The organism is Pseudomonas sp. TMW22091, assembly GCF_022496705.1.
GTDB classification, from domain to species: Bacteria; Pseudomonadota; Gammaproteobacteria; order Pseudomonadales; family Pseudomonadaceae; genus Aquipseudomonas; species Aquipseudomonas saxonica.
In genome coordinates, this window is record NZ_SCFI01000002.1 from 261,047 (window position 1) to 280,886 (window position 19,840).

At 50.9% G+C, this 19,840-nt stretch carries 16 protein-coding genes and 1 pseudogene; 9 read left to right on the forward strand and 8 right to left on the reverse strand.

Annotated features, from left to right (window positions below; genetic code table 11):
- Position 1 precedes the first annotated feature (1 nt).
- On the forward strand, positions 2–157 hold the full coding sequence (rpmG, locus tag EQV93_RS04920) for a 50S ribosomal protein L33 (RefSeq protein ID WP_003437824.1): 156 nt from the start codon (positions 2–4) through the stop codon (positions 155–157).
- A gap of 94 nt (positions 158–251) precedes the next feature.
- Here the strand turns inward: rpmG and EQV93_RS04925 are convergent, their stop codons facing one another.
- From EQV93_RS04925 to EQV93_RS04935, 3 genes are all read right to left on the reverse strand, one after another.
- On the reverse strand, positions 252–548 hold the full coding sequence (locus EQV93_RS04925; RefSeq protein WP_158636761.1) for an I78 family peptidase inhibitor: 297 nt from the start codon (positions 546–548) through the stop codon (positions 252–254).
- A 117-nt stretch (positions 549–665) separates the two neighbouring features.
- A complete protein-coding gene (locus EQV93_RS04930) occupies positions 666–962 on the reverse strand; it encodes an I78 family peptidase inhibitor (RefSeq protein ID WP_122786267.1) in 297 nt (98 codons plus the stop codon).
- A gap of 217 nt (positions 963–1,179) precedes the next feature.
- Positions 1,180–1,551 (reverse strand): cupin domain-containing protein, encoded by a 372-nt coding sequence (locus EQV93_RS04935; RefSeq protein ID WP_122786268.1) that lies wholly within the window; start codon positions 1,549–1,551, stop codon positions 1,180–1,182.
- 168 nt (positions 1,552–1,719) lie between these two features.
- On the opposite strand from EQV93_RS04935, the gene EQV93_RS04940 reads away from it, so the two are divergent.
- Together EQV93_RS04940 and EQV93_RS04945 are read left to right on the forward strand one after the other, a co-directional pair.
- Positions 1,720–3,213 carry an aldehyde dehydrogenase gene (locus EQV93_RS04940; protein ID WP_122786269.1) on the forward strand — a complete coding sequence of 498 codons (1,494 nt, stop codon included), beginning with the start codon at positions 1,720–1,722 and terminating at the stop codon, positions 3,211–3,213.
- A 175-nt stretch (positions 3,214–3,388) separates the two neighbouring features.
- Positions 3,389–5,320 (forward strand): acetyl-CoA hydrolase/transferase C-terminal domain-containing protein, encoded by a 1,932-nt coding sequence (locus EQV93_RS04945; RefSeq protein WP_122786270.1) that lies wholly within the window; start codon positions 3,389–3,391, stop codon positions 5,318–5,320.
- 81 nt (positions 5,321–5,401) lie between these two features.
- On the opposite strand, the gene EQV93_RS04950 is transcribed toward EQV93_RS04945, so the two are convergent.
- Positions 5,402–5,974, reverse strand: coding sequence for a xanthine phosphoribosyltransferase (locus tag EQV93_RS04950; protein WP_122786271.1), 573 nt, complete (start codon positions 5,972–5,974; stop codon positions 5,402–5,404).
- 56 nt (positions 5,975–6,030) lie between these two features.
- On the reverse strand, positions 6,031–8,040 hold the full coding sequence (rep, locus tag EQV93_RS04955; protein WP_122786272.1) for a DNA helicase Rep: 2,010 nt from the start codon (positions 8,038–8,040) through the stop codon (positions 6,031–6,033).
- Between the two features lie 259 nt (positions 8,041–8,299).
- Between rep and EQV93_RS04960 the strand changes: the two genes are divergently transcribed.
- Positions 8,300–9,967 (forward strand): putative bifunctional diguanylate cyclase/phosphodiesterase, encoded by a 1,668-nt coding sequence (locus EQV93_RS04960; protein WP_240890974.1) that lies wholly within the window; start codon positions 8,300–8,302, stop codon positions 9,965–9,967.
- Between the two features lie 22 nt (positions 9,968–9,989).
- Here the strand turns inward: EQV93_RS04960 and EQV93_RS04965 are convergent, their stop codons facing one another.
- The gene (locus EQV93_RS04965; protein ID WP_146385578.1) at positions 9,990–11,393 is read right to left on the reverse strand and encodes a NorM family multidrug efflux MATE transporter; all 1,404 of its coding nucleotides are present in this window, start codon (positions 11,391–11,393) and stop codon (positions 9,990–9,992) included.
- Between the two features lie 145 nt (positions 11,394–11,538).
- Here EQV93_RS04965 and EQV93_RS04970 point away from each other — a divergent pair, with 145 nt between their 5' ends.
- Both EQV93_RS04970 and EQV93_RS22500 read left to right on the forward strand, forming a co-directional pair.
- Positions 11,539–12,459: a LysR substrate-binding domain-containing protein gene (locus EQV93_RS04970; protein ID WP_240890978.1), complete on the forward strand. Its 921-nt coding sequence runs from the start codon at positions 11,539–11,541 to the stop codon at positions 12,457–12,459.
- A complete protein-coding gene (locus tag EQV93_RS22500; RefSeq protein ID WP_442968874.1) occupies positions 12,354–12,692 on the forward strand; it encodes a DUF4225 domain-containing protein in 339 nt (112 codons plus the stop codon). The genes EQV93_RS04970 and EQV93_RS22500 overlap by 106 nt, the downstream gene beginning before the upstream one ends.
- A gap of 1,372 nt (positions 12,693–14,064) precedes the next feature.
- On the opposite strand, the pseudogene EQV93_RS04975 reads toward EQV93_RS22500, so the two are convergent.
- A pseudogene (locus EQV93_RS04975) lies at positions 14,065–14,262 on the reverse strand (YifB family Mg chelatase-like AAA ATPase); the annotation flags it as partial.
- Between the two features lie 203 nt (positions 14,263–14,465).
- Between EQV93_RS04975 and EQV93_RS04980 the strand changes: the two are divergent.
- From EQV93_RS04980 to EQV93_RS04990, 3 genes are read left to right on the forward strand one after another with little or no spacing between them, the layout of a single operon-like run.
- Complete coding sequence (locus EQV93_RS04980; protein WP_240890979.1) at positions 14,466–16,733, forward strand: ATP-binding protein; 2,268 nt, start codon at positions 14,466–14,468, stop codon at positions 16,731–16,733.
- Positions 16,720–17,925 (forward strand): hypothetical protein, encoded by a 1,206-nt coding sequence (locus tag EQV93_RS04985; protein ID WP_240890980.1) that lies wholly within the window; start codon positions 16,720–16,722, stop codon positions 17,923–17,925. Before EQV93_RS04980 ends, EQV93_RS04985 begins: the two co-directional genes overlap by 14 nt.
- Positions 17,926–17,939: 14 nt before the next feature.
- Positions 17,940–18,623 (forward strand): hypothetical protein, encoded by a 684-nt coding sequence (locus tag EQV93_RS04990; protein WP_240890982.1) that lies wholly within the window; start codon positions 17,940–17,942, stop codon positions 18,621–18,623.
- Positions 18,624–18,781: 158 nt separating this feature from the next.
- On the opposite strand, the gene EQV93_RS04995 is transcribed toward EQV93_RS04990, so the two are convergent.
- Positions 18,782–19,807 carry a DNA cytosine methyltransferase gene (locus EQV93_RS04995; RefSeq protein WP_240890984.1) on the reverse strand — a complete coding sequence of 342 codons (1,026 nt, stop codon included), beginning with the start codon at positions 19,805–19,807 and terminating at the stop codon, positions 18,782–18,784.
- Positions 19,808–19,840: the final 33 nt, after the last annotated feature.

Sequence of the window (19,840 nt, forward strand, 5' to 3'; positions counted from 1 at the left end):
CATGCGTGAATTGATCCGTTTGGTGTCGAGCGCTGGTACAGGCCATTTCTACACCACTGATAAGAACAAGCGCACCACTCCGGACAAAATCGAAATCAAAAAATTCGATCCGCGGGTTCGCAAGCACGTGATCTACAAAGAAGCCAAAATCAAGTAATTGGTTTTTCTTCTTACAAAAAAGGCCCGTATCGCGAGATACGGGCCTTTTTTGTGTTTGAAGGGGACTCAACAGCTAAGCCTGCGTCATGCCATTAGCCGCACAGATAGCGCTGCATGATGTTGTTTTTGTCGACGATGACACGCAAGCGATCATCGCGAAATTCTTGCGTGTAATTCTCACCCGGTTTTTCAACGCGTACTGTGGCTGAGCCCGAACGGTTACGGATATCTTCCAGAAACTCCGGCGTGGCCGGGTGCATCATTTTGGTCAACGCAAACTCAAGGTGGCATTTGCCTGCGACCGTCTCCGCTGCGGATGCCTCCAGAGCACCCAAGCCAAGCGCTACCAAGCCGACCAGCGCTGTTGTTTTCAGTTTTATTAACGTCATCGTGTAGCTTCCTTGCATAGATAGATTTTTGATTGATTAAAAGCAGGTATTTGCGGGGGCTTCAGCAGAGAAGTTCACTGCGTTTCCGTGCCCCGTCAAAAAGACCCCCAAGCGCCTTTACCCACACATTTGTTTGATCAACACATTCTCTTCGTCCACCAGCACTCTCAAGCGAAAGGCGTTGAACTCTTTGGTGAAGGCTTCTCCCGGCCGTTCTACGCGAACCTCGCGTGCGCCGTAAGCATGGCGTAACCACTCAACCAGCTCAGGCGTTGCCTCTGGTGCCAAAAAATAGTTGATTGCCATGTTTTTATTGCACAGCCCGTCTTCAGCAGCCATCGATGGCAGTGAAAACGCCGAAATTGCTACACATGCAGCCAGTGCTGCACCTTTAACCACAGTAAAAGTCGACATAAATCATCCTTGTCAGTCATTGAGTATGAGCGGTGAGACTGTCAGTGCCTTCTCGTCCATGAGTGTTTGGCTCCGCAGCTCCTGCCTCCAAAGACTGGCTTAATTTGACCCGCGCGCATTGCCTGAGGTGTTTCGGCGTTTGTGCATTGAGGGGTGCCAGAGCAGGCAATAAAAAGCCCCGCCCTGTCATCAGGGCGAGGCTTTCAAGTGGTCTAAATCAGAGCGTGGGAGGGGTCTGCTCAAATACGACGTAAATCTTCCGACATGGCTCCAGTACTTCCCATGTGCCCCTGAATCCGGCCGGGATTACGAAACGATCACCAGCACGGAGTGTCTTGGCATTCCCTTGATGGTCACGCAGAACTGAAACGCCCTGCATGATTTCGCAGTATTCATGCTCGGTGTAATTGACGGTCCATTGACCTACCGCTCCTTCCCACACGCCAGCATTCATCTGCCCACAAGGACTGTTGTAGTGATTGTGGATGACTTGCTCAGGAGAGCCCTTGAGCACTTTTTCTGGAGCCGGGCTGAAGCGCTCCGTCTGAGTGTTGGCCGTGCTGAAATCGACGATACTTTCGATACTCATGGTGCTTGTCCCCCGTGAATGTGTGATGTGTGGGCTTTAAAGACACAAGATTATGTTTATTAAAACGAACAAGCCAAGCCATTCGCGCCCCATGTGTCAAATATATTGAAAGTTCCAGGGCCACTCGTTAGGGTGGCACTTCCATTGAACAATGAGGAGGACACTCGAATGACCACCCTGACGCGTGCTGATTGGGAGCAACGGGCCCAACAGCTAAAAATCGAAGGTCGTGCGTTTATCAACGGTGAATACACCAACGCAGTCTCCAATGAAACATTCGAGTGCCTCAGCCCGGTCGACGGCCGCTTGCTGGGCAAGGTCGCCAGTTGCGACGCCGCCGACGCCAAGCGTGCTGTTGAAAACGCCCGCAAAACCTTCGAGTCAGGCGTCTGGTCGCGGCTGGCACCTGCCAAGCGTAAAGCGGTGATGATTCGTTTTGCCGATCTGCTCAAGCAAAACGCCGAGGAGCTGGCGCTGCTTGAAACCCTGGACATGGGTAAGCCTATTAGCGATTCGCTGCACATCGACGTACCTGGCGCCGCCGGTGCACTGAGCTGGAGCGGTGAAGCCATCGATAAAATTTACGATGAAGTGGCCGCCACCCCACATGACCAATTGGGCCTGGTTACCCGTGAAGCGGTCGGCGTGGTCGGCGCCATTGTGCCGTGGAACTTCCCGCTGATGATGGCGTGCTGGAAACTGGGGCCTGCGTTGTCTACGGGTAACTCGGTCATCCTCAAACCTTCAGAAAAATCGCCACTGACGGCTATCCGCATTGCTGCACTGGCTGTTGAGGCAGGTATTCCGGCAGGCGTTCTTAACGTGCTGCCTGGTTATGGCCACACCGTCGGCAAAGCCTTGGCCTTGCACATGGATGTCGACACCCTGGTGTTCACCGGTTCCACCAAGATCGCCAAGCAGCTGATGATTTACTCTGGCGAATCGAACATGAAGCGCATCTGGCTGGAGGCGGGTGGTAAAAGCCCTAATATCGTCTTCGCCGACGCGCCAGACCTTAAGGCTGCAGCCGAATCCGCCGCCAGCGCGATCGCCTTCAATCAGGGCGAAGTCTGCACCGCAGGTTCTCGCCTGCTGGTCGAGCGTTCGATCAAAGACACCTTCCTGCCATTGGTGATCGAAGCCCTCAAAGGCTGGAAGCCAGGCAATCCGCTGGACCCTGAAACCACTGTGGGCGCTCTGGTCGACACACAGCAAATGAATACCGTGCTGTCGTACATCGAATCGGGTCACAGCGAAGGCGCCAAACTGGTCGCGGGCGGTAAGCAAATCCTGCAAGAAACGGGCGGGACTTACGTTGAGCCGACCATCTTCGACGGCGTCAGCAATGCCATGAAAATCGCCCAGGAAGAGATCTTTGGCCCCGTGCTGTCGGTCATCTCCTTCGATACAGCTGCTGAAGCGATCCAGATTGCCAACGACACCCCTTATGGCCTGGCTGCCGCTGTCTGGACGGCCGATATTTCAAAGGCGCACCTGACCGCCAAAGCGCTGCGGGCCGGTAGCGTGTGGGTTAACCAATACGATGGCGGTGACATGACTGCGCCGTTTGGCGGGTTCAAGCAATCCGGTAATGGCCGCGATAAGTCGTTGCATGCGTTCGACAAATACACCGAGCTGAAATCCACCTGGATCAAGCTGTAACACCCCGCGTCAAAGCGTGTTGTGCCCGTGCGATTCATCGCGCGGGCACACGTTTCCCTCCTGAAAAAACAGCGGGCGCCGTTCGTGCAAACAGGCGCGCACATTGCTGCCCTTTGCAACCTACTACAGTCACTCTCTGTCACATCTCTATACACGGATGGTAAAGGAGGGTCAGATGGTGCAGTCCTGTTCGATCGAGCGCACAGTTGATGAGCTGCTCGCATGTTTGCCAGCCCATATTCGCCTGGGTACTCCGCTGGGGTTGGGCAAGCCCAATCGGTTGATCAATGCGCTGTATCAGCGGATCAAAGGTCTGCCTGAGCGCCAGTTAACGATTTATACCGCCTTGAGTCTTGGTCGCCCGCCGCTGGGTGATGGGTTGCAGCAACGCTTTCTTGAGCCCTTTGTTGAAAGGGTGTTCGGCGATTATATCGAGCTCGATTATTTGGCTGACCTGCGCCACAACCGTATGCCGGCCAATATTCACATTCAGCAATTCTATATGCAGGCGGGCAGCTTGCTGGATAGCCCGCCAGCGCAGCAGGACTACGTCAGCAGCAATTACAGCCACGCTGCCCGTGACATCAATGCGAGTGGTTTGAACGTGATTGCGCAGTTGATTGCTTGCGACCCGCAGGACTCCAGCCGTTTGAGCCTCAGTTGTAACCCTGACATCACCCTTGATTTGCTGCCCATGATCGCTAAACGCCGAGCCGCAGGCGAAACCATTCTGATGGTGGGTCAGGTTCATGGCGACTTGCCGTATATGCCGGGCGATTCAGAGGTCAATGCCGCTGACTTCGATTACCTGATCGACGACGTTGAGCGCACACGTTTGTTCTCAACCCCCAACATGCCGCTCACCCTGCAAGATCATTTCATCGGCGTGCATACCAGCACCTTGATTCGCGATGGCGGTACGTTACAAATTGGTATCGGCTCGATGGGGGATGCATTGACCGCGGCCTTGCTCGCGCGACAATCCGACGGTGAAGGCTATCGCGCCCTGTTGGACACGATCGATGTAACCCCTTGGCAGGCCCTGATTGAACGCGAAGGTGGCACCCGGCCCTTTGCCCAAGGCCTGTACGGATGCAGTGAAATGTTTGTAAGTGGGCTGATGGTGCTGGTGGATGCGGGCATTGTTCGACGCAAGGTCTACCCCGATGTCGAGCGCCAGAGCCAAGCCAATGCTGGCACTCTGGACGAATCCCTGCACACCGATGGGGTCAGTGTTCATGGTGGTTTCATATTGGGGCCAGACAGTTTTTACCAGCGCTTAAGGGCGTTACCACTCAGCCAGCGTGCTGAATTCAACATGACCGCAATCAGCTACATCAATGAGCTGTACGGCCAGGAAGACCTGAAGCGTTTGCAACGGCGAGATGCCCGTTTTGTGAACAGCGCATTCACCATGACGCTGCTCGGGGCCACCGTGTCTGATCAACTGGAGGACGGTCGAGTGCTGAGCGGGGTGGGCGGCCAATATAATTTTGTTGCCCAAGGCCATGCATTACACGACGCGCGCTCCATTATCCTTCTGCGCAGCTGGCGTGAGTCAGGCGGGGAAGTAAATTCCAATATTGTCTGGGAATACGGTCATTGCACCATCCCGCGCCATTTACGCGACATTGTGATCACCGAATACGGCATCGCGGACTTGCGTGGCAAAACGGATCGTCAAGTGATCGAAGCGTTGCTCAATATCACCGATTCACGCTTTCAGGCCGAACTGATTGCCCAGGCCCAGTTCTTCCGTAAGTTGCCGGAAGATTTTTGCCTTGACCCACGGTTTACGGACAACAGCCCGGAGCGCCTTCAGGGGATTGCCGAACGGCACCCGCATTTATTCCCGGAGTATCCGCTGGGGAGCGATTTCAGCGCGCAAGAACAAGACCTGCTGCGGGCGTTGAACTGGCTTAAAAGCAAATTCAAGCTCACGCAGATCTATGAACTGGGCAAAGCCACGCTGGAAGCGCCCTCACCGCAGGCATTCCCTGAGCACCTCGAACGCATGGGGCTGGAAAACCCAGACGGTCTGCGTGAAGAGCTGTACCAGCGTTTGCTGCTGGCGGGATTGGAGGCAACGCGCAACATCACCCCGTAACCCAGTAGTCGCTGCCGCAGGCTGCAATCAGGGTGCGCTGCGCTGTCAATCGCTGACAGCGGCAGCGACTACAGATCGGGTTTAGTCAATAAACGTGACTTTGCCACCCGCCAGGGATTTAACCCGGGCCAGCGATTCAACGCGGTAGCCCTGGGCGTCCAGTTCAGCGCGGCCGCCCTGGAACGACTTCTCGATCACGATACCCAGGCCGGCAACTTCTGCGCCGGCTTGTTTGATGATCGAAATCAGTGCCTGCGACGCTTTGCCGTTCGCCAGGAAATCGTCGATTACCAGCACGCGGTCAGTGGCCTGCAAGTGGCGCGGCGAGATAGCCACGGTGCTTTCAGTTTGCTTGGTGAAGGAGTACACCGACGCTGTCAGCAGGTTTTCAGTCAGGGTCAGGGACTGGTGCTTGCGTGCAAAAATCACCGGCACGCCCAAGTTCAAGCCAGTCATCACGGCCGGGGCAATGCCCGAGGCTTCGATGGTGACGATCTTGGTGACGCCCGCATCCTTGAACAAGCGCGCGAACTCATCGCCAATCTGCTTCATCAGGTACGGATCGATCTGATGGTTCAAAAAGGCGTCGACCTTCAAAACTTGATCGGAAAGCACGATGCCTTCTTCGCGAATTTTCTTGTGCAGTGCTTCCAACGTAACGTCCTCAAATAGCGCATATGCGCTGAAGGTAGAGTGAAAAATAGTCGATTTTAACGTTTTAGCATGGCGCGTATATCGGCCAATGCCGTATTTCCGCGAACCGCTTTAACTTCGGTAGGGGTGTCATCGTTGCCTTCCCAGGCCAAATCGTCCGGGGGCAACTCATCAAGGAAGCGGCTCGGCGCGCAGTCGATGATCTCACCGTACTGCTTGCGCTTGGCGGCGAAGGTAAACGCCAGCGTCTCACGTGCGCGGGTAATGCCCACGTAGGCAAGGCGGCGCTCTTCTTCGATGGTGTCTGCTTCAATGCTGGAGCGGTGCGGCAGGATCTCTTCTTCCATGCCCATGATGAACACGTAAGGGAACTCCAGGCCTTTGGAGGCATGCAACGTCATCATTTGCACGCCCTCGGCACCGTCTTCCTCTTCTTGCTGGCGTTCAAGCATGTCGCGCAGCACCAGCTTGCCGATGGCTTCTTCAATGGTCATGGCGCCGTCTTCGTCTTTTTCGAGGGTGTTTTTCAACGCCTCGACCAGAAACCAGACGTTGGACATACGGTAGTCAGCCGCCTTGTCGCTGGAACTGTTGGTGCGCAGCCAGTTCTCGTAGTCGATGTCCATGATCATGCTGCGCAGTGCCGCAATCGGATCTTCACCCGAGCAGTGTTCTCGCACACGGTCCATAAAACGTTTGAAACGCACCAGACGATCGGTGAAGCGAGCGTCCAGGTGCTCGCCCAGGCCGATTTCATCGGTGGCCGCATACATCGAAATCTTGCGTTCGGTGGCGTAGTTTCCGAGCTTTTCCAGCGTAGTCGAACCGATTTCTCGGCGCGGGACATTGATAACCCGCAAGAAGGCGTTGTCATCATCCGGGTTTACGATCAGGCGGAAGTAGGCCATCAGGTCTTTAACCTCCTGACGTCCAAAAAAGCTGTTGCCACCCGACAAGCGGTACGGAATTTGATGATGCTGAAGCTTCAATTCAATCAGTTTGGCCTGATAGTTCCCGCGGTAGAGAATCGCAAAGTCACTGTAAGGCCGGTCGGTGCGCAGGTGCAGCGTGAGAATTTCAACCGCCACGCGCTCTGCTTCGGCGTCTTCGTTACGGCAACGAATCACCCGCACTTCATCACCGTGGCCCATCTCACTCCACAGTTGTTTCTCGAAGGCATGCGGGTTGTTGGCAATCAGCACGTTGGCGCAACGCAAGATGCGGCTGGTGGAGCGATAGTTTTGCTCCAGCATGACCACTTTCAGGGACGGATAATCGTCCTTGAGCAGCATCAGGTTTTCTGGGCGGGCACCGCGCCATGCGTAGATCGACTGGTCATCATCGCCAACCACAGTGAACTGGTTGCGCGTGCCAATCAGGTATTTCACCAGCAAGTACTGGCTGGCGTTGGTGTCCTGATACTCGTCCACCAACAGGTAGCGCACCTTGTTTTGCCACTTTTCCAGAATGTCGGCGTGCTCTTCGAAGAGCTTGACCGGCAGCAGGATCAGGTCATCAAAGTCCACGGCGTTATAGGCTTTGAGCGTGCGTTGGTAATGGGTGTAAACAATGGCGGCCGTCTGTTCCTTGGGGTTACGCGCATTTTCCAACGCCTCGGGCGGCAGGATCAGGTCGTTTTTCCACGAGCCGATCATGTTCTTGATTTCATCGACCCCGTCGTCGCCCGAGTATTCCTTTTGCATGATGTCGGCCATCAGCGCTTTGACGTCGGCTTCGTCAAAGATCGAAAAGCCCGGCTTATAACCCAATCGCGCATGTTCCTTGCGGATGATGTTCAGCCCCAGATTGTGGAACGTACACACCGTCAAGCCTCTGCCTTCGCCCTTTTTAAGCAGCGTTCCGACCCGTTCCTTCATCTCCCGGGCGGCTTTGTTGGTAAAGGTCATGGCGACGATGTATTGGGCACGGATGCCGCAGTTCTGAATCAGATGCGCGATTTTTCGGGTAATCACGCTGGTTTTGCCGGAGCCTGCGCCGGCGAGCACCAAAAGAGGGCCGCCGACGTAGCTCACGGCTTCTTGCTGCCGGGGATTGAGTCGGGACATGACGAGTTAGGGGGTCGTGTGTAAAAAGGGCGAGCATTTTAACAGGCTGAGCAGATAATGCTGCCTCTGTGCGACGGTGTGACACGGCTCTTGATCTAAATTTGCCGCTTTTATGCGTTTGTCGCAGGCTACCCCCTTATTTTGCGTCTACCTTACGGTAGGTTCAGGTCGCGTGCTCCAGACAAATGGTCTCTGTGCCATGACCCGCGGGAGCACCATAATGCCCATCACTCCATTAAGTAGAGTCCAGGGAGTTAGCTTGTCTGAGCATGTCGAACCCTTGCGTTTGCTTTTACTGGCTGAAGATCCTTCTTGGGAAGCGTTGGTACGAAAGTGCCTGCTACCGATGGGAGGCTCAGTCATTTTGTTGTGCGCGCCAAACTGGGAGTCTGTCAGCTACCTGTTTGAGAATGATCGAAACGCACTGCTCCTGACTACGCGCACCTTGCAACCTGCCCCGGGTCGTTGCCGCTTGCCCACCGTATTATTACTGGACGCGGAGCCCAAAACCTCACCTCAGGACGTCAGCGACTGGCTGGTCAGGCCGAGTCTGACCACTGATGTGCTGCGACGTTGTCTACGCCATGTGCGTGAGCGCGGCATTCTTGAATACACCTTGCAGCGTCTGGCCGAAGAGGACCCGCTCACCGGTATCGCCAACCGCCAGGGCTTCCAGACCCTGCTGGCCGTACGCCTTGCTGAAAACGAAGGGCGGGGCCTGGCGCTTGGGCATCTGGATCTGGACAACTTCCGTCACGCCAACGATGCGCTGGGGCATCAGGCCGGTGACCGATTGATTCTGCAGGTGGTTGCACGCCTTAAAAGCAGACTTGAAGCCGGTGATCAGTTGGCGCGGTTAGGCAGCGATGAGTTCGCACTCTTGATCGATACCCGGCGAGCGCCGGAGCGTGCCGAATGGATGGCCGAACGTATCATCGAGGTGTTGTCCGAGCCTTACTGGATCGACGGCGAAAGCCTGCTGCTCGGTTGCAGCCTCGGGATTGCCCATGCCCGCGTCAATGCCGGGGCCGACCCCTTGATGTGGCATGCGCACATCGCCATGCAACAGGCCAAAAGCACCCAGGGCTGTACTTATCATCTGTTCGACGAGCGCATCAATCGCAATGCCCGAAGCCTGGCCGACCTCGAAAGTGAACTGCGCCGTGCTTTGCGCTGCGACGAACTGGAGTTGCATTACCAGCCGCGTCTGGATTTGATCACGGGAAATATCGTGGGGCTGGAAGCGCTGGTGCGCTGGCGACATGGCGAGCGCGGATTGCTCGCGCCCAATGAGTTCGTGCCACTGGCCGAGCAAAGCGGGCTGATCGTGCCGCTGGGTTACTGGGTCATTTCGCGTGCCCTGCGTGATATGCAGGCGCTGCGCGAGCGAGGGCTGGCGCCCTTGCATATGGCCGTCAACCTCTCGTTCCGCCAGTTTCAAGACAGTCAGTTACTGTCGACCCTTAGCCGCCTGATCACCGAGCGTGGCGTTGAAGCCAACTGGCTTGAGTTCGAACTGACGGAAACCGCCGTGATGCGCCGCAGTGATTTGGTCAAGCAGACGATGGATGCGCTGGGGCGACTGGGCGTACGTTTCTCTCTGGATGACTTTGGTACGGGTTTCTCATCGTTTGTTCACCTCAACAGCCTGCCAATTGCACTGCTTAAAATTGATAAAAGCTTCGTGGGCGGCATGGAAGACCGTGAAGAAAACCGCAAGCTGGTTTTAGCCATGATCAACCTGGCTCACAACCTGGAACTGGAAGTGGTCGCCGAGGGCGTCGAAACCCCCGAGCAATTATCGTTGCTGCGCGAGTTTGGCTGCGACCAGGTACAGGGCTACTTCATCAGCAAACCGCTGCCGCTGACGGATCTGGTGGAGTTTTTGACGTTGGGGGCTGCGCAGCAGACTGTGCCGCCGGCCTGAAGCGCAACAGGGCAGACCTTGATCACGTCAAGGCACTCACGTTCGCAGCGTTCTCGGCCTTACGCGCGCGCTTGAGCATGCGCCGCATCTTCCATTCAAAGGCCAATGTCAGGCTGATTGACGCGCAGGCCAGCCCCAATGCGAGCCCCCACCAAACACCCGTAGGGCCCCAGCCCAGAGTGAACGCTAATAGCCATGCCATCGGGGCGCCAATGACCCAGTAGCAAAACAGCCCGACCAGGAACGTGGTTCTGGCATCTTTGAGCCCGCGAATGGCGCCCATGGCGATGGTTTGTGCACCATCAAACAGCTCGAACCAGGCGGCTACCGCCAATAAGCTCACGGCCAGCTCGAAGACCGGACGGAACGCCGGGTCGTTGTAGTCCAGGAACAGCCCGATAAGTTGAGTGGGCCAGAACCAGAACACCACTGAAAAACCCAGCATGATCAACGCGCCACAACCGATGCCGACGCGGCCTGCCAATCGTGCTCGCAGTAAATCGCCACCGCCATAATGTTGGCCGATACGCATGGTGATCGCGTAGGACAGACCGGCTGGCACCATAAAAGCTGCAGACACAATCTGAAGGGCGATTTGATGGGCGGCCAGTTGCGTGCTGCCCATGGTGCCCATGCACAGTGCGGCAAACGCAAACAAGCCGACTTCCACGGCATAGGTGCCGCCGATGGGCAGGCCAAGTCGCCACAGTTCACGCAGGTACGTGACATTAAGCCGGGATAATCCTTTGCCGATCGGATACGCATCGTAGGCCGGGTGACGATGGATATGCCACGCAAGCCCCAGCGCCATAGCCGTGGCCACAATCGCTGTCACCAGACCGATACCCATGAGGCCCAACTTCGGAAGCCCGAACATGCCTGTGATCAGTGCGTAATTGAGCAAAAAGTTGGCAACGGTGCCGATCAGACTAATGACCATCACTGGCGTTGCACGCCCCATCGCACTGGTGAACCCGCGCAGTGCCATGAAGGTCATGTAGCCGGGCAGGGCCAGCGGCAGCAGTAGCAGAAACTGACCCGCCGCTTCGACGTTGGTGGGCGTCTGGCCGAACAGCAGCAACAGAGGTTTGATATTCCACAGTGCCACGGCACCCACCAGCGCCAGCGCCCAGGCGAGCCACAATCCGGCCTGGGTCAGGCGGGTTGCCCCTTCTATGTCCCCCGCTCCTTGGCGAATAGACACCAGCGTGCCGACGGCGGCAATGACGCCGATGCAGAAAATAGACACGAATGAGTAACTGGCGGCCCCAAGGCTGCCACCGGCCAATGCCTCGGGGCTGAGGCGCGCCATCATCAGCGTGTCGGTGAGCACCATCAACATGTGAGCCAACTGCGAGGCAATCAGCGGCCCTGCCAGCCGCAGAATGGCCCCGAGTTCGATACGTGCAGGATGCTTTTTGATCATCGGTCAATTGTCTTCAAGTGCGTTTAAAGGCTGAATTTTCGGTGCCCTGACTGATTTAAGCAAAGGGATAAAAATGATTAGTGACATGATTTAAACTCATGCGACTCTTTGCTACTCATCGCCTTGCGCTATCGGAACAACCCTGATGATTCGTAATCTACCGCCGCTCTATGCCCTACGCGCTTTTGAAGCCGCTGCCCGCCATAGCTCGTTTACCCGTGCGGGCGAAGAGTTGTCGATCACCCAAAGCGCAGTGAGCCGGCATATCAAAACCCTTGAAGCTCATTTCGCCTGCCGTTTGTTCCAGCGTAATGGGCGCACATTGCAACTGACCGAGGCCGCCCGGCTGTTGCTCCCCGGCGTACGCGAAGGGTTTAGCGCGCTGGAGCGCGCGTGCACCACCTTGCGCGCTGAAGATGACATTCTTCGAATGAAGGCGCCTTCAACGCTGACCATGCGCTGGCTGTTGGCGCGCTTGAGCCGCTTTCGCCATTTGCAGGCAGGCAATGAAGTGCAACTGACCAGCGCGTGGATGGACATTGATCATGTGGATTTCAATCAAGAGCCTTTCGACTGCGCCGTGCTGTTGAGCAACGGTCACTTCCCGCCCGACTGGGAAGCGACATTGCTGTTTCCCGAGATGCTGATCCCGGTGGGAGCGCCCAACGTGCAAGACGATTTGCCCTGGAATGCCGAACGGCTGGCGGCCACCGAATTGTTGCACCCCACGCCTGACCGTCGAGACTGGCGGCGCTGGCTCGACTGCATGGGGCTGACCGCACAGGTCTCCCTTAAAGGCGGCCAGGTATTCGACACGCTGGAGTTGGGCATGATTGCTGCGGCTCGGGGTTATGGCGTCTCCATGGGCGATTTATTGATGGTCGCCGAAGACGTTGCTCAGGGCCGCTTGAGCCTTCCCTTTCGCACGGCAGTGGCCAGCGGTGAAAACTACTACCTGGTATGGCCCAAAACCCGGCCCGGGGGCGAACGGTTGCGCCGTTTGAGCGACTTTTTGCTGCAAGAGGTGGATGCCATGGAACTGCCACAGGTGGAACGGCTGGGCTGAGTCTGATCTTAGGAGTGGCTATTACAGGTGCCTCATATGGGATCGGGACTCCTTTTGGGGCCATGCTTGTGGCTCATGGAACCAATAATATTTATGAAGGTGTGGGGAATATTATTATAGGTCCAAACAATCAGAGTTCTGTTGTAGGCCCAGTTAAATATCTGTATCAGCAAAGAAGCAACAGTGTATACGAAGGCAATATGGCATATGGTGCAGTGGATCTTATGCTTTAAGGAGGTGGTCTTGTTCGAGCAATCCGCAAAAAATAATCTCTCCAGTTGTTTGTACAAGATTCAATTAATTACGAAATGGCTTACAAGCAAGCCTGCAAGATAGCCTTGTCGTTCGAGGGCGTAGCGGACGCCTTAACGATATATTCAATGAATCGCGAGACCGATAACCGGTGAGCTTGTAGTCTTTGGAATTACCAGATTTTACGTAGTTTTGGAACGCAATATCTAAAGCTTAGAAAGAACAGCGTAGAAAATACTAAGCCTCTTAAAATGAATATAGATTTTGTGCTAAGACTAAACAAATTTTCTGCCCCCCAAACCATGAGCTCAGTATAAAAAGCACATGATGCAATGATTATTAGGTACAAGCCGCATGCTGATAGTCGTAGTTTAAAATGCACTTTATATTCCTTTTTTATAGGGGGTAGGGCACGCAAGCGCATCTACTGAAATGGTACAAGTAATAGATGGCGGTGGTTAATTCAATGAAGTGTCTTTTAGCTATAATTATAAATCTAGTGTTGAACAAATGATGCAGGCTAAAACTTCTGGCGACTAGTATTTCTTGGTGTGCTTAATTCGCATGTTTAGGTTGATGAATGCTTGAGGAAATATCTTACAGCTAATACCTTTATCGACTATTCGGCCGGCAGTGTGACGATTCCATCAATATTTTATGTTTATGCTCGACATGCTCAAGACTCGCCAGTATTCGCGCTATCTACAATAACTAGTATAAATCAATACTTGCGATAACGCTCTACCACACTTTCCTCAGCTCCGGAACTGAGTATCGGATGCTTAAGAATAAAATTATTAGAAATACAATTAGCGTTAATGCCCAATAACTCATGTGGTCAAGCGTAATTATCATTTCTATTCCCCACATCAATAGGGATGTATAAAAAACATCACATGTGATGACCAGTATGTACAAGCTTAATGAATGGAGAAATTTATTTAAATTCATAAATTGCCCGGTTGTATTGCTGGCTAGGAGGCAGTGGTTTGTCATGTTTTTCGCGCAGTCTAGGAATATAAAGGCGCAAGCCTAGATAACAAGTAGATAAATGCACAATTCTATAATAGATGATTTTCAACAAGTTGCCATTGATGAGCCCTGCTTTTTGTAATGGCCAAACGAAAAGCATTGTGTAGAAAATTAAGCAGCTAAACACCGGTAAGGCAACGGCGCAATTATATCTGATTGTTATGAAGTTCATCAGTTAATAATATATTTATGTAGGGATGGCCAAATAATAATCAGTAAATTAGGTGAGGGCAAAGATTTTTTTGTTGGGAGGATGGTTTCTGGGTGAGTGTATAGAATAAGCCTTATTTGTTTAATGAAATCTCCTACAGTTTATAACCTTCACCAACTGTCCGGCCGATACTGCAACGCTTCCGCCAAATGCTTCCTCTTTATCTCTTTTACTTGCTCCAGATCCGCCAATGTTCTCGCGACCTTCAATAAACGATGGGCTGCGCGCAGCGATAAGCTCATGCGCTCACACGCGGTTTCCAGCCAAACGTTATCCACAGCACTGAGCGTGCAGTGTGTCCGTACGCCCTTATCTCAGGCGAGGATATACCAAGATCTCGATAAACATTTAAATATTCATATTTAGGCATGTCTTATCCCTCCATTTTTTTAAGAATAGCGCTATTGATGGCCTTGCGCTACTAATGGTAGGATCATGCTAAGATTTCATCTTGATTCTACGATATGATGAAAGCAGTGACGCGTAGCGATCACCGTATAATTGAGAATTAGTGAGGCTGTTGGTTTTTCTACCGAGCATTGATATTTCTCTGCTCAAGGACGATTTAGGTCAAGGTGCCATGCCAGGAAAAAATCGAGTCGATGATGATATTAAGCCGAAATTTCATACCTTCACTGTTGATGCCGCTCTTTTACGAGAGCTAGGTGAGCGACTGGTTGGCAAACCCTATGTAGCGTTAGCAGAACTTATTAAAAACAGTTACGACGCTGATGCGAGCGAAGTAACCGTTACATTTGAGCGAAATAGTATCACTGTAAGTGATAATGGAACGGGCATGAGCCGTGCCGCATTTATCGCGTACTGGTTGAGAGTTGGTACAACTCATAAGCAAAATCAGAAGCTCACTGGGCGATCTCGTCAAGTTACAGGGTCAAAAGGAGTTGGGCGTCTGTCGGTGCAGTTTCTCGGCGACGAATTAGAAATACATTCTAAAGATGTTGATGGTTCAGAGGCATTTCGAGCAAGTGTAAATTGGGGTGAAGCTCGAGAAGCGAATGATCTAGTTAAAGCTGGAGCAAATATTTACCCAAGCCCTGGGACAAATAAAATTGACGGCCGCTATGAATACGGTACGTCTGTTAAAATTATAGGATTGAAGCATGAATGGCTCGTTGAAGATCTTACCGACTTGGCCGGTGAACTTTGGTTTTTAAAACCACCTTTTGAGTTAATGGACAATGAAACCGATGATGTTTTTGACATCCAAGTTAAGGGGCTAACGGCTGCAGCAAAAGATGCATTCAACAATCAAATGGACAGAGCTTTAGAGAACTGGATTGCCATTATCGAAGGCAAGTTAATATCCGGAAAATCGAATGGCCAAAATGAAGTGGTTGTTACTTTTAAAAATGGTGATGAGTACAAAGCTAATTTCCCACCAACTAGTAGATTGTTGGATGAAGTAAATTTCAGAATTTACGTTTTTAAGCTTTCTGGAAAACAAGCAGGAGGCATAAACGTTCATGAAGCCAGGGATTACTTCAGGAAATTTGGTGGCATACACATCTATGATAATAAGTTTAGACTCCCTTTCTATGGTGGCGATGAGCAGGACTGGTTGGGCCTAGAAATAGACCACTCCCATCGTCTAAACAAGTCAAAACTGCTTCCTGCAAATCTACAAGTTCGAAGCGGCTTGAATGACTTGCCTACAAATGGACGTATTTTTGGTGCCGTAAAGATATCCACTTCGCATGAGCGTACTACTGCAACTGCACCTGAGCTAAATAAAGGAGCATACCTAAACGTTCAAGTTACACGTGACCGTCTAATTGACAATGACGCTTTTGCAGAGCTGCAGTACAGCGTTAGATGGGCCATTGACTTCTACGCAATGCGTTCATTTGAGCGCAGAAATATAGAAAAGGCATCAGCTCGATTAGAAATACCAAAAACCGAGGAAAAAGTTTCTGAAATAAGAAACCAGTTATTTCAACTATCGATGAAGCTCCCTGAGAAACTTGGGGCAGAAGTTGAAGCGGTATCTGCAAAGTTCAAAGAGCTTGAAGACCTTGAGGAACAACGAAGCTCTGCTATTAATGAGGAGCGTATACTTCTTGCGGCCTTAGCAACCTCCGGCATGGCCGCGCTGGCCATGGAGCATGAGCTGCACAAAGAACTCACTGTCCTTACAGATATGCGTAAGCAGTTGACTGACAATGATGCAATATTGGACATGCCAAAGCTTATTAAATCTCTAGATAACTGGGCAGAGAGGACTGCAAAGGCTCGGAAATTATTCTCCCCGCTTATGCATGAGTATGATAGAGAAAAGCGCAATAAATATAATGTCGGAAAGGTATTAAACCGCGTAGTGGTGAACTCCGAGGCATTATTGCGACAAGTCCATGTCGAGTATGATTTTCCAAAATCAATGATGTTGCCTGCCGCGACACTTGCAGCATGGAATGCAGTTTTTCAAAATGTTTTAATAAACGCTGTAAACGCAATGCTTGGATCAAATAAACGTTTGATTTTTGCTTATGGTGAGATTACGCGAAATGTATCCTCCATTATTATTGCAGATACAGGTGTAGGTGTTCGTTTATCTGACAGCATCGACTTATTTAAGCCATTTATAAGAAGGCTAGAAATTCCGGAAGAGCGTAAAGCTTTGGGGTTGGGAGGAATGGGCATTGGTCTTACGATCGTAAAAATGGTCGCTGACTCTTTAGATTGCACTGTTTCTTTTGTGCCCCCTCCAGTGGGTTTCAATACAGCCTTTAAATTAGAGTGGAATCACGATGAACAAAATTAACATATTAATCCTGGATGATGAGTATGAAAGAGCATGTAGCTGGAAGGTTATGCTCTCTCAATTTGTTGATGCGAACATAACAGTCTTTAAACAGGATGAAGTCTCAAATTTCATTACAGAACTGCATAGATCAAGGCTGGCTTCAAGAGCAGGAAACTACTCCCCGGCTATAGGATATGAAGAGTATAACCTTCTCATAGTAGATTATGACTTATTAGGGCTAGACGAAAAAGCATCTGCTGCTTGGTCTACTGGTGCCGAAATAGCATATACTGCGAGGCTAATGTCTAGTATAGGCCCCATCGTTGTCGTTAATCAGTATGGAACATGTAACTTCGACTTAACAATGAAACGAACAGTATCGTCGTACGCCGACTATGATGTGGGAAGTATACAAATAATGGATCAAGGACTATGGAAGTCTTCAGACTTTACCGGTTTTAGACCTTGGCACTGGCCTAATTTACTAACCGAAGTAGAGCGAATCGAACAATTCAGAGCATTTATCCAAGAAAATCTTGACGAGCCCGTCATGAAAACTCTTGGCTTTGAATTAGAAAATACCGATGCTCAAAACTATCTTACATATGATATCGCAGGTGTCCTAGGCGTTAAATCTGGTGGAGCTCGAACATTCCGTGATATCGCTTTAAAAAGCTTAGGATTAAGCGTTTTTAATATATTAGATAAAGACAAACCCATTATTGAGTGCATGCCTCCCGAGCAATTAGCTAGGGTTTCGTGTGCCATAATTTCGCACTGGTTAGAAAAAGTTGTTTTGCCTAATCAGCAAGCTATAGCTGACTTACCTCATATCGTAAGTCGATTCCCTTGGATTCTCAGCAACCCAACAGACCGATCCGCGTGGGAGAGGCTGTCGACTATAGGGTACGCAGATGTTGTTAACCCAACGCTTTCAACATATGCCGTAAAAAATGCTTTCATGTATTCGAGACCATCTTTCTGGGTCGAGGAAGTCAAAGAGGCTTATCCAGTTCCCAGTGATTTTGATATATCTCAAGTCCCCGATTTTGTTTTTTGTGAGGATACATCACGATTTATTGAGAGAGATAAAGCATCTAGTTATCCTAGCGACCTAATTGGGTACGACAATGAGCGTTGGGTAGAAGGCGAGCTTCAATGTAGTGGTAATGATGTTAGCTACGAACCTCAAGCATATCTACTAATGTAATTCGAGTTTTTAATATGGACCATAAACAAGCGGATTCATTAGCGGTACTCTTGAGTAACGGGCATGCAGCTCACCTGAAAACATTGAATAGCCAGCCTAAATTAAAAAAATTCTCACCTTTCAAAGAGACGCGTGCAGCAGCGTCTCGCACGAATATTTCTTTTTTCGACGGTGCTCAACAAGCATTAAGAAATCAACTTAAAGCGTTTATCTTGGCACCAAAGAAAAATAGTTGTACATCGTATATGATAGTAGACATCGACTCGAAATGTGGCTGGTTAAAGCTAATGCGATTTGTCGGTACCAAGAGTGAAGAACTTAACGCTGAAACAGTGTGCTTGCTTATCTCTGGCGAAAAGGATGTAATAAATAGTTTTGGGTTCAGGTTTGAGCATCCAGAACGATTCCATGGAGATAAGCATGGTTTTTTCCATGTGCAACCTATTATTGTAGATAGCACTGCCTCTCAGCTGCCAGGATGTATAACTTGGATGCCAGTCCACTTCCCAACCTTTTATATGTTTGCTAGTTCTGCTTTTGAACTAGTAGTTTTCTCAATTCACTCATTAGCGGGGTGGGAGATATTAAGAGAATTCCAAATAAAAAATAGGGAAGGGAACGGGGTTCTCAAGCACCTTCTTAGAGTGGGTGAGCACGCTCGTCTCCCCTATCCTTTCGAGGCAGTTGCACAGGCTTAGGAGTGGAGCGCTTTTAATATTGAGACATGGCGCGCTTGACCGATTTGAGTACGATATAAACGCTGCCCTATCTATGGCAGCGTGCATCGCTTCATTTGGATACAATATTTATCATAACTGATGCTTACATTCAAAAATCAACGATACGATATAACTAATTACATATATTCTTGGACGTGAGCATTAAGACTTTGCCCTATTACTTCACCCAACCTGACAGGTACTGCATTTCCGATCATTCGCCCAACAGTTCTAAAATTAATCTTATCTTCAGGTAGAAACTCATAACTATCTGGGAATGACTGCAACGTTGCAGCTTCTCTTAATGATATAGCTCTATTTTGATCGGGATGTCCAAATCGTCCATTACCAAATCCATAACATAATGTTGTCATTGTAGGACTCGGTTCAGACCACTTCATACGCCCATAGACACTTGCGTAAGTTTGTCCACTTGCTTTTTTGTGACAATCTGCCCTTAAAGATTCAGGCCAATCCCTCCAGGTTCCACCTTGCTTCGAAAGAATAATTCGGGCCATATTAATAGGCGATAATCTTGCCGCGCGATGAAGTGGGTCCGAAGGATGATGCTCGCCGGCTTGTAGCCTTGCATACTTTTTTAATGCATCCTCAACTGTCACATAGACATCATGCGTCTTGGGTATAAGCTTAATTGGACCTAGTTTAGAGGCTAGCAAAACGTGACGTTGTCTTTTCTGGGGTAAACCATAGTCGGCACAAGCGACCCGGCCAGCCCACACGTGATAGTTTTGTTCTTCCAGAGAGGCAACAAAGTCATGATAAACTTCGTGCTTGGTCACGTCTGGAACATTTTCCATCGTTACAAGCTCTGGCTCGACACCTCTGATAAGCCGCTGAAATGCATAGAGCAAAGGCCACTTTCTATCTAGGCTAGCGTCTTTACCCTGATTATATGTCGAGAAAGGTTGGCATGGAGCGCAACCTGCAAGTAGTCGTATGTTTCCTTCGCCATACCAGTGTTGTACTTCATCGACCGTAACTTCTTGCACATCCTTATTTATAAAACTCGCACAGTTATTTACCGTATATGCGTGTTTGCAATTAGCATCGTTATCATAACCAGCGCGTACATTAACGTTAGCTTTACGCAAACCCGCTGTTAAGCCTCCAGCGCCGCAAAAAAGGTCAACTGCATCAATCATCAAAAAATCTCCTAGATTTTGATAGCTTACCTT